18 protein-coding genes are annotated in these 15,659 nt (G+C 60.7%); 8 read left to right on the plus strand and 10 right to left on the minus strand.

Translation table 11 applies throughout. The features are described 5' to 3' along the window. Positions 1 to 118: 118 nt before the first annotated feature. The 5 genes from NDJ82_RS22190 to ureE form a co-directional block, all read right to left on the minus strand. A complete protein-coding gene (locus NDJ82_RS22190; RefSeq protein ID WP_250926291.1) occupies positions 119 to 1,228 on the minus strand; it encodes an AGE family epimerase/isomerase in 1,110 nt (369 codons plus the stop codon). 135 nt (positions 1,229 to 1,363) lie between these two features. After that, on the minus strand, positions 1,364 to 1,936 hold the full coding sequence (locus NDJ82_RS22195; protein ID WP_191959630.1) for a HupE/UreJ family protein: 573 nt from the start codon (positions 1,934 to 1,936) through the stop codon (positions 1,364 to 1,366). Positions 1,937 to 1,958: 22 nt separating this feature from the next. Further along, positions 1,959 to 2,576: an urease accessory protein UreG gene (ureG, locus tag NDJ82_RS22200; protein ID WP_099583647.1), complete on the minus strand. Its 618-nt coding sequence runs from the start codon at positions 2,574 to 2,576 to the stop codon at positions 1,959 to 1,961. A gap of 23 nt (positions 2,577 to 2,599) precedes the next feature. After that, positions 2,600 to 3,274 (minus strand): urease accessory protein UreF, encoded by a 675-nt coding sequence (locus NDJ82_RS22205; protein WP_099583646.1) that lies wholly within the window; start codon positions 3,272 to 3,274, stop codon positions 2,600 to 2,602. Continuing rightward, positions 3,271 to 3,771 (minus strand): urease accessory protein UreE, encoded by a 501-nt coding sequence (gene ureE / locus NDJ82_RS22210; protein ID WP_099583645.1) that lies wholly within the window; start codon positions 3,769 to 3,771, stop codon positions 3,271 to 3,273. The genes NDJ82_RS22205 and ureE overlap by 4 nt, the downstream gene beginning before the upstream one ends. Before the next feature lie 276 nt (positions 3,772 to 4,047). Between ureE and NDJ82_RS22215 the strand changes: the two genes are divergently transcribed. Next, positions 4,048 to 4,545 carry a C40 family peptidase gene (locus tag NDJ82_RS22215; protein WP_250926292.1) on the plus strand — a complete coding sequence of 166 codons (498 nt, stop codon included), beginning with the start codon at positions 4,048 to 4,050 and terminating at the stop codon, positions 4,543 to 4,545. Between the two features lie 5 nt (positions 4,546 to 4,550). Here the strand turns inward: NDJ82_RS22215 and NDJ82_RS22220 are convergent, their stop codons facing one another. Together NDJ82_RS22220 and NDJ82_RS22225 are read right to left on the minus strand one after the other, a co-directional pair. Next, the gene (locus NDJ82_RS22220) at positions 4,551 to 5,183 is read right to left on the minus strand and encodes a TetR family transcriptional regulator (RefSeq protein ID WP_250926293.1); all 633 of its coding nucleotides are present in this window, start codon (positions 5,181 to 5,183) and stop codon (positions 4,551 to 4,553) included. 151 nt (positions 5,184 to 5,334) lie between these two features. Further along, positions 5,335 to 5,706, minus strand: coding sequence for a hypothetical protein (locus NDJ82_RS22225; protein ID WP_099583642.1), 372 nt, complete (start codon positions 5,704 to 5,706; stop codon positions 5,335 to 5,337). A gap of 346 nt (positions 5,707 to 6,052) precedes the next feature. Here NDJ82_RS22225 and NDJ82_RS22230 point away from each other — a divergent pair, with 346 nt between their 5' ends. The 3 genes from NDJ82_RS22230 (at position 6,053) to NDJ82_RS22240 (ending at position 9,368) form a co-directional block, all read left to right on the plus strand. Continuing rightward, complete coding sequence (locus tag NDJ82_RS22230; protein ID WP_099583641.1) at positions 6,053 to 8,122, plus strand: AsmA family protein; 2,070 nt, start codon at positions 6,053 to 6,055, stop codon at positions 8,120 to 8,122. Between the two features lie 178 nt (positions 8,123 to 8,300). Beyond that, a complete protein-coding gene (locus NDJ82_RS22235) occupies positions 8,301 to 8,960 on the plus strand; it encodes a hypothetical protein (protein ID WP_244643607.1) in 660 nt (219 codons plus the stop codon). Between the two features lie 51 nt (positions 8,961 to 9,011). Next, entirely contained in the window at positions 9,012 to 9,368 is a 357-nt protein-coding gene (locus tag NDJ82_RS22240; protein WP_250926294.1) for a hypothetical protein, read from the plus strand. 64 nt (positions 9,369 to 9,432) lie between these two features. Here the strand turns inward: NDJ82_RS22240 and NDJ82_RS22245 are convergent, their stop codons facing one another. Continuing rightward, entirely contained in the window at positions 9,433 to 9,963 is a 531-nt protein-coding gene (locus NDJ82_RS22245; RefSeq protein WP_099583639.1) for a ferritin-like domain-containing protein, read from the minus strand. Positions 9,964 to 10,139: 176 nt separating this feature from the next. On the opposite strand from NDJ82_RS22245, the gene NDJ82_RS22250 reads away from it, so the two are divergent. Further along, positions 10,140 to 11,030 (plus strand): esterase/lipase family protein, encoded by an 891-nt coding sequence (locus NDJ82_RS22250; protein ID WP_250926295.1) that lies wholly within the window; start codon positions 10,140 to 10,142, stop codon positions 11,028 to 11,030. Here the strand turns inward: NDJ82_RS22250 and NDJ82_RS22255 are convergent. Then, on the minus strand, positions 11,027 to 11,905 hold the full coding sequence (locus NDJ82_RS22255; RefSeq protein WP_250926296.1) for a DMT family transporter: 879 nt from the start codon (positions 11,903 to 11,905) through the stop codon (positions 11,027 to 11,029). The two genes, NDJ82_RS22250 and NDJ82_RS22255, sit on opposite strands and share 4 nt — an antisense overlap. Positions 11,906 to 12,002: 97 nt before the next feature. Between NDJ82_RS22255 and NDJ82_RS22260 the strand changes: the two genes are divergently transcribed. From NDJ82_RS22260 to NDJ82_RS22270, 3 genes are all read left to right on the plus strand, one after another. After that, positions 12,003 to 12,791 (plus strand): AraC family transcriptional regulator, encoded by a 789-nt coding sequence (locus NDJ82_RS22260; RefSeq protein ID WP_250926297.1) that lies wholly within the window; start codon positions 12,003 to 12,005, stop codon positions 12,789 to 12,791. 70 nt (positions 12,792 to 12,861) lie between these two features. Continuing rightward, the gene (locus NDJ82_RS22265) at positions 12,862 to 13,161 is read left to right on the plus strand and encodes a PsiF family protein (protein WP_250926298.1); all 300 of its coding nucleotides are present in this window, start codon (positions 12,862 to 12,864) and stop codon (positions 13,159 to 13,161) included. 137 nt (positions 13,162 to 13,298) lie between these two features. Continuing rightward, positions 13,299 to 14,312 carry an AI-2E family transporter gene (locus tag NDJ82_RS22270; RefSeq protein ID WP_049710256.1) on the plus strand — a complete coding sequence of 338 codons (1,014 nt, stop codon included), beginning with the start codon at positions 13,299 to 13,301 and terminating at the stop codon, positions 14,310 to 14,312. A 66-nt stretch (positions 14,313 to 14,378) separates the two neighbouring features. Here NDJ82_RS22270 and NDJ82_RS22275 read toward each other — a convergent pair whose 3' ends face one another. Further along, on the minus strand, positions 14,379 to 15,647 hold the full coding sequence (locus NDJ82_RS22275) for an Hsp70 family protein (protein ID WP_099583635.1): 1,269 nt from the start codon (positions 15,645 to 15,647) through the stop codon (positions 14,379 to 14,381). Between the last annotated feature and the right edge of the window lie 12 nt (positions 15,648 to 15,659).

Raw genomic sequence — 15,659 nt, forward strand, 5'->3', positions numbered from 1 at the left:
ATGCTCAATCTATGGCAAATGGGCTGTTGTGGTGAGCGGGCAAGCCCGCTCACCACAGGATTCTGTGTCAGCCTTTAAGAGTTGTGTAGATACTCATGCCCCGATGAGGCTCTGAAGGTCAGCGCAGATGCTGAATCAGGCCCTGATAGCAGGTCGCCAAGTGATAAGGCGTCGTCGACGGCATGTCCCGTCGGCTCACGGCACCGTTGGCATCCAGGCATTCATGCCAACCTCTGTCATGCAGGAAATGCTCTTGCAGCGCCAGCAACTGGCGCTGTAACACCGCCTCACTGCCCGGCCGCAAGGTCAGCGCCCGCAGGTATTCCGCCTGGGCCCAGATGCGCTGGGTGGCGTCACGCACACTGCCGTCCAGGCTAAGCATGCCGCTCACCGCGCCGCTTAACTTGTCCACACCCTTCTGCTCGGCGTAGGCAAATGCCCGAGTCAGTGAGGCATGCAACGGCGTGCCGCGTAAGAAGGGGGACGATTCCAGCAAGAAGAACCACTCGAACTGATGCCCTGGCTCGAACCAGTTATCCACAGCGCCCAGCGGTTTTTCCATCATCACGCCATGCTGGCGGTCGATGAAGCGCTGTTGCATGGCCGTCGCCAAGGTCAGCAACGCCGCTTGTACCTCGGCGTCTTCGCGCACCGCGAGGGTGGCGAGAAAGCCTTCGGCCAGGTGCATCAACGGGTTTTGCAGCGGGCCGGACTTGAGGGACGACCAATTACGCTCAAGCACCGCCTCGTAAAGGCCATCGCCGGTGGCGAAACGCTCAGCGACCACTTCAAGGGCCGCGTTGAGTACCGATTCGACCAACGGTTCGCGCACTTTGGCCCAGTAGTGGGCGCAGGCGAAGATGATGAAGGCGTGGGTGTAGAGGTCTTTGCGCTTATCCAGCGGCTGCCCGGCCGGGTCTATGCTGTAGAACCAGCCGCCGTGCTCGGCGTCGTGGAAGTGCCGTTGCAGGGAACGGAACAGCGCAGCGGCACGCTCTTCGGCGAAGGCCGCGTCGGGTTCGCCGATCAGGCTGGCGAACAGGTATAACTGCCGCGCGCAGGCCATGGCGCGGTAGCGTTGCGGCGGCAAAGGCCGATGATCGGCATCCAGCGCCTCATAGGGCAGCGCCAACTCGGCATTCCAGCCCGGGCCCTGCCAGAGCGGCACGATCAGGGTGTGGAAATGGGTGAGTACGGAATTCAACGTAGGCTGGGAAGCGATGGGCATTGGCTGGCGTCGTCACGGCAGGGGTGTAGGCGCGCATGGTAGCAGGCTTGGGAACGGTGTTGTCTGTGCCACCGCTATCGGGGGCAAGCCCCCTCCCACATTTGTCCGCGATGAATCCCTAAAGCGCGCCGCAGATCAGCCCGCCAGCAACCAAACCCCAGTCGCCGCCGAAGCCGCCCCGGCTACCCGCACCAACGGCGCCGCCGCAGCCGGCAGAAAACGCACCACGGCATACCCGGCCGCGTGCAATGCAGCGGTCGCGCCGACGAACCCAGCGGCATACGCCCAAGGGTTGGACATCTCCGGCAGTTCCAGGCCATGGGCGACCCCATGGAACAGCGCAAACAACGCCGTAGCGCCCACCGCCATGAACAGCGGCGGACGCACCGCCAGCGCCACAGCCAGGCCCAGTGCGAGCACCGACGCGGCAATCCCGCTTTCCAGCGCCGGCAATGCCAGGCCTTCAAAACCCAACACGCCGCCAATCAGCATGGTGCCGACAAAGGTGCACGGCAGGGCCCAACGGGCGGCGCCTTTCTGCTGCGCTGCCCACAGGCCGACGGCAATCATGGCCAGCAAGTGATCGATGCCGCCCAATGGGTGGCTGATACCGGCCACCAGGCCATTGTCGCCATGACCCGGATGCGCGAAGGCCAACGCCGGGGCGAGCAGCAGGACGGCAGCGGCGAAGAGTTTGTTGAGGCTCATAGACAGGTTCCTTATGGGTTGATCAGGCGGCGGTGGTCAGCAGGCCCTGGCGTTCGATAAAGGCGACAATCTCGTCCAGGCCGACGCCGGTTTTCTGGTTGCTGAACACAAAGGGTTTACCGTTGCGCATGCGCTGGGTGTCGCTGTTCATCAGCTCCAGCGACGCGCCGACCAGCGGCGCGAGGTCGATCTTGTTGATCACCAGCAGGTCGGATTTGCAGATGCCTGGGCCGCCTTTGCGCGGCAGTTTGTCGCCAGCCGACACATCGATCACATAGATCGTCAGGTCCGACAGTTCCGGGCTGAACGTGGCCGAGAGGTTGTCCCCACCGGACTCCACCAGAATCAGGTCCAGGCCGGGAAAGCGACGGTTGAGTTGGTCGACCGCCTCCAGGTTGATCGAGGCGTCTTCACGGATGGCCGTGTGCGGGCAGCCGCCGGTTTCTACGCCGATGATGCGCTCGGGCGCCAGGGCCTGGTTGCGCACCAGGAAGTCAGCGTCTTCGCGGGTATAGATGTCGTTGGTAACCACCGCCAGGTTGTAGCGGTCGCGCAGCGCGAGGCACAGGGCCAGGGTCAGGGCGGTTTTGCCGGAGCCGACCGGGCCGCCGATGCCGACGCGCAGGGGTTGTGTGTTCATGTGCTTCTCCAAATAAAGCGCTCCTAGGAACGGAACAGGCGGCTGTACTGGCGCTCATGGGCCATGCACGCCAGGGACAGGCCGAACGCGGCGCTGCCGAAATGATGGGGGTCGATGCGGGCGGCATCCTGCTGGGCCTGTTGCAGCAGCGGCAGCAGCTCACTGGTCAGGCGTTGGGCGGCTTGTTGGCCCAGGGGCAGGGTTTTCATCAGCACGGCCAGTTGATTTTCCAGCCAGCTCCACAGCCAGGCGGCGAGGGCGTCGTCGGGGCTGATGGCCCAGGCGCGTGCGGCCAGGGCCCAGCCCAGGGCCAGGTGGGGTTCGCTGCGTTGCTCAAGAAAGGTGCGGGCTGCGCTGTCCAGCTCCGGCAGACCGTTGAGCAATTGGTGCAAGGAGTAGCCCATCTGGCGGCTTTCTTGATACAGCTCGCGGGTCTCGCGGCTGGCCTGGTGCGCTTCGCACAGTTGCGAGAGTGTCGGCCAATCCTGCTCGGCTGCAGCGCGGCAATGGGCGAGCAGCAGCGGCGCTTCGAAACGCGCCAGGTTCAGCAGCAACTGGTCGCTGATCCAGCGGCGAGCGCTGGCGGCGTCCTTCACGCGGCCATTCTCCACGGCCATCTCCAGGCCTTGGGAATAGCTGTAGCCGCCAATCGGCAATTGCGGACTGGCCAGACGCAGCAGCGCCCAGGCTGGGTTCATAAACGCACGCCGAACTGGTGCAGCTTGGGCGGATAGTTGAAATCTTCATCGCCATGGCGTGAATGATGGTGACCACCGCCATAGGCACCGTGCTCCGGCTGGAATGGCGCTTCGATCGTCTGCGTGGTGGCGCCCAGCTGTTCAAGCATGGCCTTGAGGACATAGTCATCAAGCAGGCGCAGCCAGCCATCACCAACCTGCAACGCCACGTGGCGGTTACCGAGGTGATAGGCGGCGCGGGTCAGTTCAAACGCGTTGGCGCAGGTGACGTGCAGCAGTTGTTCAGGCCGCGCGCAGACACGTACGACACGTCCGTCTTCCGCCTGTAGGCATTCGCCATCGTGCAACGGTGGCTGGCCACGCTCCAGAAACAAGCCGACGTCTTCACCGTCGGCACTGAAACAGCGCAAGCGGCTCTTGCTGCGTGCTTCGAAGTTCAGCAGCAACTCAGCGGCCCAGAGGGCTTGGGGGGCGATTCGGCGGTGGATCACCAGCATCAGGAAGCTTCCAGCTATGAGCGATGAAACAGCTAGAGCAAGGGGCTTGCCAACCCGGAGGGTGAGTAGGAATTGCTTGTAGGACGGCCCTTTGATGCCACTAAACAGGGCGTTTAAAGAGTCGAGAGCTGACCCAAAATGGTGCGCGCTATTGCTGGTCGCACCTGTTGTGAGCGTTTCGGATTTGTCCTACGTGATATGGGGATTCGGCGTTCATCGCGTTACGTAAGGAATCATTAGGCTTTGCGCCCTGTTTAATTCCCTGCGACGTTCATCATGTTCAAATCATTATGTTGTTTAGTCATTGTCAGCCTGTCTTTTGTTGTGTCATCCGCTTCGGCCAACTTTCAGCCTCGTCCTGCCTTCGCGTCGTCACTTAAAAGCGAAGCAATCGAGAACGTGATCGACCGCGCGCATGAGTTGCTGGGCACGCCCTACAAATGGGGCGGCACTTCCGCGAAGCAAGGGTTCGATTGCAGCAGTTTCCTGGTTTACCTGTTCAAGACCGAAGCCAATATCCAGATCCCGCGCACGACCGCGGCGATGCACCGATCGACGGCCGCTACCATCCAGCGCAGTGCGCTCAAGCCCGGCGATGCGGTGTTCTTCAAGGGTAATGTGCGCGGCCAGGTCAGCCATGTGGGTCTCTATATAGGCCAGGGCAAATTCATTCATTCGCCGCGCACCGGCAAGACCGTGCGTATCGATTCGCTGAGCAACAGCTACTGGAACAAGAACTACACCACCGCCAAGCGTTTCCATTCGGCGGGTTGATCGGCTTACTCGGTGCTGCCCAGGCCCTGCCAGTGCTTGAGGCCGATAAAGATAAAGCGCAGTTGCTGGGTGATTTTCGCCTGTGGCGTGAGATGGGCCGGCAAGGCATGCGCCGGTGGGTCGATGATGTCGGGGAGGGTGGCGAACACGCTTTTGACGATCAGGTCGGCCATCACGTGCAGGCCCTCGCTGTCCAGGTGCTGCAACTTGGGCATCAGGGTCAGGTCGGCCGCCAGGTCATGGGTGATGTCTTCGCGCAAAGCGCTGATGGCTTGGCGCACGGCGAGGCAGCCGCCATATTGCTCGCGGGCCAGGAACAGGAATTGCGAACGGTTGGCCGTGACCACATCGAGAAAGATCCGCACCGAGGCGTCGATGATGCCGCCCATCACGAACTCGTTGTGGCGCACCAGGCGAATGGTCGCGCGAAAGGTCTGGCCGACTTCACTCACCAGGACGAGCCCAAGCTGGTCCATATCGGCAAAATGGCGATAGAAACCGGTGGGCACAATGCCGGCCGTCTTGGCCACTTCCCGCAGACTCAGGCTGCCAAACCCACGGCCACACTCCATCAGATGGCGGGCAGCGTCCATCAGGGCAAGGCGGGTCTGTTGCTTCTGTTCGGCGCGGGGCAGCATGGGCGGGGGCTTTGTCGGCAAGTACAGCGACGCACTCTAGCAAAACAGCTCTGTTGGCGTCGAACTTGGCGGGGCAGGCGAGCGTGACAGGTTCTACAAAAGGTCAAAAGCCCGATCAGGTGATCGGGCTTTTTTCTGGGCTACCATAGGGTTAGCTCTGTGCTTGATTTTGTTCTTTCAGGCGATCCGAACCATCTTCGGCAACACCTTCAGCGTAGGCGCGCTTGCTGATTTGATCGGCACCATCTTCAACCAGACCATTCTCATGCAGGCGATCGCTGCCGTTTTCGGTCAGGCCTTCGGCGTGAGCGCGTTTGCTGATCTGATCCGAACCGTTTTCTGCAACAGCGCCTTTGGCGTAGTCACGGGCATCTTCTTCTTGCGAACCGCTACGGGCCAGGGTCTGGCTGAAGTGCACGGCGTCGGCTTTGACTTGAGGGGTGACTTGTTCAGCGGCTGGCAGGGCAAAAGCGCTGGAGGCCAGGATGGACAACAGGACGGTAGCGAGTACTTGGCGTTTCATGATGGTTGCTCCTTGGGAGGGCGATAAAGTGGGTACAGGACTAATGCTACTCTCGATATGTCGATATAAAAGTTCATAAACACAATGGTAATAATCAACAGAATTGATTGTTCCTTGCGGAGGCTCTAGACCGGACCTCTCAAGCACGCGGTTTTGCACCGTGGTGGGTATTTTCGACACGAACCTGGGTAACAATGGTGCGCCGTCGATGATCGGATTTGTCTGGTTGATCAGGAAAATGGCTTTTTGAGACTAAATCGGCCACTGGGTTAAACCCCCGGACGGTTTACCAGTCGTACCCTTATTGAGCTGTAGTTCAGCTAGTCGTGTTGAGGAGTCCTGTGCAATGACGCGCACTCGTAAAATCGTCGCCTGGAGCTGCGCCAGCTTCGTTCTGTTAATCGCCGTAGCGGTCCTGGTCCTGGTGTTTTTTGACTGGAACCGCATCAAGCCGCCCCTCAATGCCAAAGTTTCCGAAGAACTGCATCGCCCGTTTGCCATCAATGGCAACCTCGCCGTGGTGTGGCAGCGCGAGCCCGATGAAGGCGGTTGGCGTGCCTGGGTGCCATGGCCCCACGTGATCGCCGAAGACCTGACCTTGGGCAACCCCGATTGGTCGAAAAAACCGCAGATGGTCACGCTGAAAAAAGTCGAGCTGCGTATTTCGCCCCTGGCGCTGCTGGTGCAGCACGTGGTGATTCCGCGTATCGACCTCACCGAACCGAGCGCCGCGTTGCAGCGCCTGGCCGATGGCCGGGCCAATTGGACCTTCACGTTCGACCCTAAGGACCCGAATGCCGAACCCTCCAACTGGGTGGTGGACATCGGCGCCATCGGTTTCGATAAAGGCCACGTGACCCTCGACGACCAGACCCTCAAGACCCAGCTCGACGTGATCATCGACCCCCTGGGCAAACCGATCCCGTTTGGTGAAATCGTCGGTGATGCCGATGCCAGGAAGGCCCTGGAAAAAGGCTCCGCGCCCCAGGACTATGCGTTCGCCCTCAAGGTCAAAGGCCAGTACCACGGCCAGAAGCTGGATGGCACCGGCAAAATCGGCGGCCTGCTGGCCCTGCAGGACGCGGCCAAGCCGTTCCCGCTGCAGGCCCAGGTCAAGATCGCCGACACCAGCATCGCCCTGGCCGGGACCTTGACCGACCCGCTCAACCTCGGCGCCCTCGACCTGCGCCTGAAACTGTCCGGCAGCAGCCTGGGCAACCTGTACCCGCTGACCGGCGTCACCCTGCCGGACTCGCCGGCCTACGCCACCGACGGCCACTTGATCGCCAAGCTGCACGAGGCCAGCGGCGCGTCCTTTCGTTACGAAAACTTCAACGGCAAGATCGGCAACAGCGATATCCACGGCAACCTCGGCTACGTCGCCAGCCAGCCACGGCCCAAGCTCAGCGGCGCGCTGGTGTCCAACCAGTTGCTGATGACTGACTTGGCCCCCTTGATTGGCGCCGACTCCAACGCCAAGCAAAAGGCCCGTGGCGGCGAAAGCAAGCAGCCGGCGACCAAAGTGCTGCCAGTGGAAGAGTTCCGCACCGAACGCTGGCGCGACATGGACGCCGACGTGGAATTCACCGGCAAACGCATTGTGCACAGTGCCGAGTTGCCCTTCACTGACCTCTACACCCACGTTGTGCTCAATGACGGCGAGCTAAGCCTGGAACCCCTGCGTTTCGGCGTTGCCGGCGGCAAGCTCGATGCGCAGATCCGCCTGAATGGGCGCATCACGCCGATGGAAGGTCGCGCCAGGCTGACCGCACGTAACTTCAAGCTCAAGCAACTGTTCCCGACCTTCGAGCCGATGAAAACCAGCTTCGGTGAACTCAACGGCGATGCCGATATTGCTGGGCGCGGCAACTCCGTGGCGGCGCTGTTGGGCAGTTCCAACGGTGACCTGAAGATGCTGATCAACGACGGCGCCATCAGCCGTGGCCTGATGGAAATTGCCGGGCTCAACGTCGGCAACTATGTGGTGGGCCGTTTGTTCGGCGACAAGGAAGTGAAGATCAACTGTGCGGCGGCGGACTTCGGCATCAAGACCGGCCTGGCGACCACGCGGCTGTTTGTGTTCGATACCGAGAACGCCATCATCTACGTCGACGGCACCGCGAACATGGCCACCGAACAGTTGGACCTGACCGTCACGCCGGAATCCAAAGGCTTCCGCCTCTTCTCCCTGCGCTCGCCGCTTTACGTGAACGGGCCGTTCATCAAGCCCAATGCCGGCGTGAAGGCTATTCCACTGGCCTTGCGCGGCGCCGGCATGGTGGCACTGGGTGTGATCGCCGGTCCTGCCGCCGGGTTGCTTGCGCTGGTCGCCCCAAGTGGCGGCGAGCCCAACGAATGTGCACCGCTGTTGCAGCAGATGAAAGAAGGCAAGGCGCCAAAGACGGTGAAAGGCTGATCGTCGAAATTGTCGGAAAAGGCGACCGTTGGGTCGCCTTTTTTATGGCCGTGCCGTAAGCATGATCCTGGTTTTGTGTAGCCCATTTCTGAAGTGCTGAAACCGCCTCTGATTCCCCTTACGCCTCCTGGCTTGCCTTCCTATAGTCGGCCGCGACTGTTAATAGGAGATGTAATCCATGCAGGGACCCTACGCATTTATCAATGAGCGACCCCAGCCTTATCCATTGCTCAAACTCAGTCTTTCTCTAGGCTTTCATACACAAGCGAAGTTCGACATCGTCAACCAACATATCCGCAATGTCGTGGTATTGCCTGGGCAGTTGGTGATCATTCCAGATGCGCGTACGGCATCTTGTACCGCTGAAGAAGCACAGCTGATGCGCTCCGCGCAGAACATAAAACAGGCGTTGATGGCGCACTCTGCAAGCGATCAGTTTCTGATCAAAAACTACGATCAGCTACAGGCAATCATGTCCCATGCCTCACTCGCCATCGGGAGCGCCAGCAGCACCTGGAGCAAGCACTTGGCGCAAATCGAAAAGACCCTCAGGGAAATTGATGATTTGCATAAACAGTACTTGAGGCGCGGGACCATGGAGGCGAGGAATGAGTTTCTGGTCAAGCGCAGGGCGCTGTTCGCGACGCTGGATCTTCAGCTCTCTGGTATGGCGCGTTTGGGGACGGGGTTGAAAAATGACGGCTCTATTAAAAAGATAACAGAGGCGTGTTCCAGCGGGCGCGAGCAGGAATGTACGCGGGCGAAGTTTGTCGAGGGAGGAAAACTTGCGTTCGGGTGGGGTAATCGGAGGTGCAACCGCAGGGCCGCTGGGAAATGAGTATGGAGAGCAGGTTGGTACGAGTCTTTATGAGGCTTTCAGGGGGAGCAAATGACACTTGAGTCCATGGGTATGATATCGGCCATTATTATGATGCTGTGTTTCCCCATATGCATTTATGCCATCTATACAAAACTCGAAAAAGCCGAAGAGCACTTAAAGTTCAGCTCATTCATCGTGACGTTTAAATACAGATTCGGATTCGGGCTGTTTGGTGGGAGGCTTAAGCGTCTTTTCGTTATCGCCATTGTTATCCTCATGCCAAAGGTTTTTCAATGGCGCCACTTGGTGTTCGTTGAGGATGTAAGGCGAATCCCGAAGAGCCTGAAACTCTGGATGGTCATTCCCTTTTTGCTGACTATCTCTTCCATCGTTGGAATGGCCGTATCTTGGTTTCTGACAGGGTGACGTCATCGCAGAAGCAGTGGGGGGGAACTGAGCAATCAGTTCCCCCCTTTTTCTGCGCCGCTATTTACAGACTTTCAAGAATATCCGCCATATCGTCCGCATGCTCTTCTTCCTGGGCGAGGATCTCCTCAAATAGGCGGCGCGTGGTCGGGTCTTTGTCGCCGATGTATTGGATGATCTCGCGGTAGCTGTCCACCGCGATGCGCTCGGCCACCAGGTCTTCGTAGACCATTTCCTTCAAGGTATTGCCGGCCACGTATTGCGCATGGGAGTTCTTCGACAGCAGGTCGGGGTTGAACTCCGGCTCGCCGCCCAGTTGCACGATGCGTTCGGCGAGTTTGTCGGCGTGCTCGGCTTCCTGGGTGGCGTGCTCCAGGAATTCGTCTGCGGCGACGGCGGCTTTTACGCCGCTGGCCATGAAGTAGTGGCGCTTGTAGCGCAGCACGCAGACCAATTCGGTGGCCAGCGACTCGTTGAGCAGGCGGATGATTTCTTCGCGATCGGCGTCGTAGCCTTCGGTCACGGCGCCGTTTTCGACGTTCTGGCGGGCGCGGCTGCGCAGGGTCGCAACGTCGGTCAAATGTGCTTCAGTCATCTCAATCTCCTGGTGCTAATCCGGTTTTGCGCCACGCTCTGCTGGCGTGATCGCTCCAAGTTGTGAGTCCCAGGCAACGCAAAAAGTTTTATCGGATTCATCCCCGGCGTCATCAGCCCGACTTGAGGTTGCGCTAGGCTGCACGGCAGGACTTCAGTTTCGAGGACGTTCGCGTCATGCCGCAGTCGTTAGCCACGCGTTACCCCCTGGTGCTGGTGCCCGGCATGCTCGGGTTTGTGCGCCTCGGGTTCTTCCCGTATTGGTACGGCATTGTTCCGACCTTGCGCGCGGGCGGGGCGCAGGTGTTCCCGGTGCAGGTGGCGCCGCTGGACTCCAGCGAAGTGCGCGGCGAGCAGTTGCTGGTGCAGATCGAACGTATTCGCCGTGAGACCGGCCTGGATAAGGTCAACCTGATCGGCCATAGCCAAGGCTCGCTGACCGCGCGTTATGCAGCGGCCAAGCGCCCGGAATGGGTGGCGTCGGTGACCTCGGTGGCCGGGCCCAACCATGGTTCCGAGCTGGCAGACCATATCCACCGCCATTACCCGGCCGACGGCGCCAAGGGCCGGATCATGAGCGCGCTGTTTCACCTGGTCGCCTGGGTGATGGGCGTGCTGGAAACCGGCTATCGCGGGCCGCGCTTCAAGCCGGACTTGCAGGCATCGCACCATTCCCTGACCAGTGAAGGGGTAGCACTGTTCAATCGCCAGTATCCCCAAGGCTTGCCCGAGACGTGGGGCGGGCAGGGCGCGGAGGTGGTCAACGGCGTGCGCTATTACTCGTGGTCCGGCACGTTGCAGCCGGGTATCACCGACCGTGGTCGCAACCTGTTCGACGGTACGAGTCGCAGCTGTCGCTTGTTCGCCCGCAGCTTTGTGCGGGAAAAGGGCCAGTGCGACGGCATGGTCGGGCGCTACAGCTCGCACTTGGGCACGGTAATCGGCGATGACTTTGCCCTGGACCACTTTGATATCGTCAACCAGTCACTGGGGCTGGTGGGCAAGGGCGCCGAGCCGATCCGATTGTTTGTGGAGCATGCCCGGCGCTTGAAAGCCGCGGGTGTTTAAGCCCGGCGGCGCACCGGCGTGGTCCAGCGCTCCGACAAGATCACCCCGCCCAGGGTCAGCAAACCACCCACCAGGTGATACATCGCCAACTGCTCCTTCAGCACCACCGCCGCAATCAACGCAGTAATCAACGGCAGCAGGTTGAAAAACAGCGTGGTACGACTTGGCCCCAAGGTCTTCACCGAATGCATCCACGCCAATGGCGCGAGCATCGATGCCAGCAAGCAGGCGTACAGCACCAGCGGGATATTCGCCCAGCCAAGGCCGGCTTTGGCCGAGAACAGGAACAGCGGAAACAACACCAGCACGGCCACCAGTATCTGCAAATACAGCAACACCAGCGGCGGCAGGCGCAGCTGCCATTTTTTCAGCAGTGTGCTGTAGACCGCGTAGGCCAATGTGGCGACCAGCATCATGGCGTCGCCCAGGTTGACGCCGTGCTGCAACAGCGCGCCCAGGCTGCCGGACGACACCACCACGACCACGCCGGCAAACGACAGCACCGCGCCGGTGAGCGCGCCGAAGGTCAGGCGCTGGCCGAGGCTGATGATCGCCGCCGTCAGCGCCATCAATGGCATCAGCGACAGGATGATGCCCATGTTGGTGGCGGTGGTCAGGGACGCGGCGTAATACGCCAGGCTTTGGTATACGGCCATGCCCAGCACGCCGAGGATGACGATCTTGCCCAGGTTCGGGCGAATCTGCGCCCAATGGGCGATCACTGGCTTAAGCATAAATGGCGTGAACAGCAGCGCCGCCAGCAGCCAGCGATAAAAGCCGATCTCCGACGGGAAGATCGCACCCACGGCCAGTTTGTTGACCACGGTGTTGCCGGCCCAGATAAAAATGGCCAGCAGGGGATACGCGTATTGCATCGAAAGAAACCAAGTGTGTTGATGAGGCGGGATTATCCCTTGTCTGGATCGAAGCCTATACTTCGATCCAGACAAATCACCTTTGCATCCAGACAATATGGCCAGACATACCGTACGCCTTGCGGATTTTCGCAGCCTGCCGAGCCCGGTGTACTTCCGGTATTCCGACTTCGCCCCCGACACCGAATGCACGCCGCATAAGCATTTCTGGGGATCGCTGGATTACTCCGCCAGCGGTGTGATGCGCATGGAAGTGGCGGGCAACCGGTTTATGTCGCCGCCGCAGTACGCGGTGTGGATCCCACCCAATACTGAGCACAGTTCCTACACCGCCCAGGCGATTGTCTATCACTCCGTGGGCCTGGCCCCCGCGCTCTGCGAGCAACTGCCGCCCCAGCCTTGCACCCTGGCCATCAGCGATATTCTCAAGGCGATCCTGCGCGACTTCGCCCGGCGTGATGTGAATATCCCGCACACCGAAGCCGACATCCGCCTGGCCCAGGTACTGGTGGATCAACTACGGCAGGCACCGATCCACGACGGTTTCCTGCCCTACGCCCGTCATTCAGGGTTGCTCGGCGTACTGGAAGGCATGCAGGCCGACCCTGGCGACAACCGCCCGCTGGCGCAATGGGCTGAGCAGGTGCACGTGAGCGAACGCACCCTGGCGCGCCAGTTTGTGCGCGAGTTGGGCATGAGCTTCGGTGAATGGCGCCAGCGCCTGCGCTACCTCGCGGCCATTGAAGCCCTCGACAGCGAGCGCAGCGTGCAACAGGTGGCGTTCGACCTCGGCTACAGCACCGCCTCGGCATTTATCGCGATGTTCCAGCGCCACGCCGGCTGCACGCCGGAGCAGTATCGCCGGACGAATATTCGCCGTGGATGAAGATGTAACAGGCTTTGACTACACTGCGCATAGGCCGCGCCCCTCGGCGTGGTAACCGGGAGAAAACTCCATGAAGATGCTGCGTATTCCGTTGTTGATGATGGGCCTGTTGCTGTGTTCCCAAGGCTTTGCCGCCACCGCCCAGCAAAACAAGATGACCACCTGCAATGCCGAAGCCACCACCAAGACGCTCAAGGGCGACGACCGCAAGGCCTTCATGAAAACCTGCCTGTCGGCCCCGGCGGCCAATGACGCCAAGGCCCTGACGCCGCAGCAGCAGAAGATGAAGGATTGCAATGCGTCGGCGAAAACCAAAGCGCTGACCGGCGATGCGCGCAAGACGTTCATGAGCACCTGCCTCAAAGGTTGATCACGATTTCGCAGGCGCCGACGATCAAATGTGGGAGCCCCTCCCACACTTGATCGCATTCACCACCTATCCACTCGCTTGATTCCTTCAAGGCTGGCAGACTGCCCATCCTTTAACGTCGTTCGTTTTGAGGCTGTATGCCAACGTTTTCTCAGCGTCATGTCTTGTTGCTGGCCAGCTACATCATCATCTTCGGCGGATTGCTCCTCGTATTGCCGCTGAAATTGCTGCCCAGCTTGCTGGCCGGCCTGTTGGTCTATGAACTGGTCAACATGCTCACCCCCCAACTGCAACGGCTGATCGAAGGCCGTCGCGCCCGCTGGCTGGCGGTGGCGTTGCTTGGCACCCTGATCGTCAGCGTGCTGGCCCTGATCTTCGCCGGCGCCATCAGCTTCCTGCTCCACGAAGCAGAAAACCCCGGAGCGTCCCTCGACAAATTCATGGGCGTGGTCGACCGCGCACGCGGCCAACTGCCGCCGTTCCTCGACGCCTACCTGCCGGCCAGCGCCGCCGAATTTCGCGTGGCCATCGGCGAGTGGCTGAGCAAGCACCTGAGCGAACTGCAACTGGTCGGCAAAGACGCCGCGCACATGTTCGTCACCCTGCTGATCGGCATGGTGCTCGGCGCGATCATCGCCCTGCAGCGCGTGCCCGACCTGACCAAACGCAAACCCCTGGCCGCTGCACTGTTCGACCGCCTGCACCTGCTGGTCCAGGCCTTTCGCAACATCGTCTTCGCCCAGATCAAGATCGCTGCGCTCAACACCGCCTTCACCGCCGTGTTCCTCGCCGTGGTGCTGCCGCTGTGCGGCATTCACCTGCCGCTGACCAAAACCCTGATCGTACTGACCTTCCTGCTCGGCCTGTTGCCAGTGATCGGCAACCTGATGTCCAACACCCTGATCACCATCGTCGCGCTGTCGCTGTCGATCTGGGTGGCGGTGGCGGCGTTGGGCTATCTGATCGTGATCCACAAGGTCGAGTACTTCCTCAACGCGCGGATCGTCGGTGGGCAAATCAGCGCCAAATCGTGGGAATTGCTGCTGGCGATGCTGGTGTTCGAAGCCGCATTCGGGCTGCCGGGCGTGGTGGCGGGGCCGATTTACTATGCGTACCTGAAGAGTGAGCTGAAGCTCGGCGGGATGGTCTGATGTAACTGTGGGAGGGGGCTTGCCCCTCCCACATTGGATTTGCAGCATCAGTGAAATCAGGTCCTATCAGATGCCGTAGCGCTTACTCGCCTCAATCGCCAACCCGCTACCAATGCTGCCAAAGATATTCCCTTCTACATGCCGCGCATTCGGCAGCATCGCCGAGATGCTGTGGCGCAGGGCCGGGATGCCGCTGGAACCGCCGGTGAAGAACACCGTGTCGACCTGCGCTACATCCACCGAAGCATCGGTCAGCAACTGAGTCACGCTGTTACGCACGCGCTCCAGCAGCCCGTCGATGGCCGACTCGAACAGTGCGCGGCTCAGGTCCACGCTCAACCCAGGCTCAACCCGATCCAGCGCCACGTGGCGGCTGTCTTCATGGGTGAGTTGGATCTTGGTCTCTTCCACTTCCATGGCCAGCCAGTGCCCGGCGCGCTGTTCGATCAGCTTGAACAGGCGGTCGATGCCGCCGGTGTCTTCGATGTCGTAGCGCATGCTGCCCAGGGCCAGCTGGGATTTTTGTGAGTACACCGAGTTGATGGTGTGCCAGGTGGCCAGGTTCATGTGGTGGCTGGTAGGCATGTAGGCGCCGCTTTTCATGCGGCTGCCGTAGCCGAACAGCGGCATCATGCCGGCCAGCGAGAGCTGTTTGTCGAAGTCGGTACCGCCGATGTGCACGCCGCCGGTGGCGAGGATGTCGTCCTGGCGGTTGTCGTTGTGGCGGCGGTCCGGGGAAAGGCGTACCAGCGAGAAGTCGGACGTACCACCGCCGATGTCGACGATCAGTACCAGCTCTTCTTTCTCGATGGTGGACTCATAGTCGAAGGCCGCGGCGATCGGTTCGTATTGGAACGAGATGTCCTTGAAGCCGATCTTGCGCGCCACGTCCACCAAGGTGTTTTCCGCTTCCTGGTCGGCCATCGGGTCGTCATCGACAAAAAACACCGGGCGGCCCAGCACCACTTCTTCGAACTCGCGGCCGGCGGTGGCTTCGGCGCGGCTCTTGAGCTGGCCGATAAACAGCGCCAGCAGGTCGGTAAACGGCATCGCCGTGCCCAATACGCTGGTGTCGTGCTTGATCAGCTTGGAACCCAGCAGGCTCTTGAGCGAGCGCATCAGGCGGCCTTCGTAGTTCTCCAGGTATTCGTGCAGCGCCAGGCGACCGTATACCGGGCGGCGCTCCTCGAAGTTGAAAAAGACCACTGACGGCAATGTGATCTTGTCGTCCTCCAGCGCGATCAGCGTCTCCTCGCCGGGGCGGATCCAGCCGACGGTGGAGTTGGACGTGCCGAAGTCGATGCCGCAGGCACGGGCTGGGGATGCGTTTTTCATGTCTCACAGGTT

The organism is Pseudomonas sp. SR18 (assembly GCF_023701505.1).
Classification (GTDB): domain Bacteria; phylum Pseudomonadota; class Gammaproteobacteria; order Pseudomonadales; family Pseudomonadaceae; genus Aquipseudomonas; species Aquipseudomonas cyclaminis.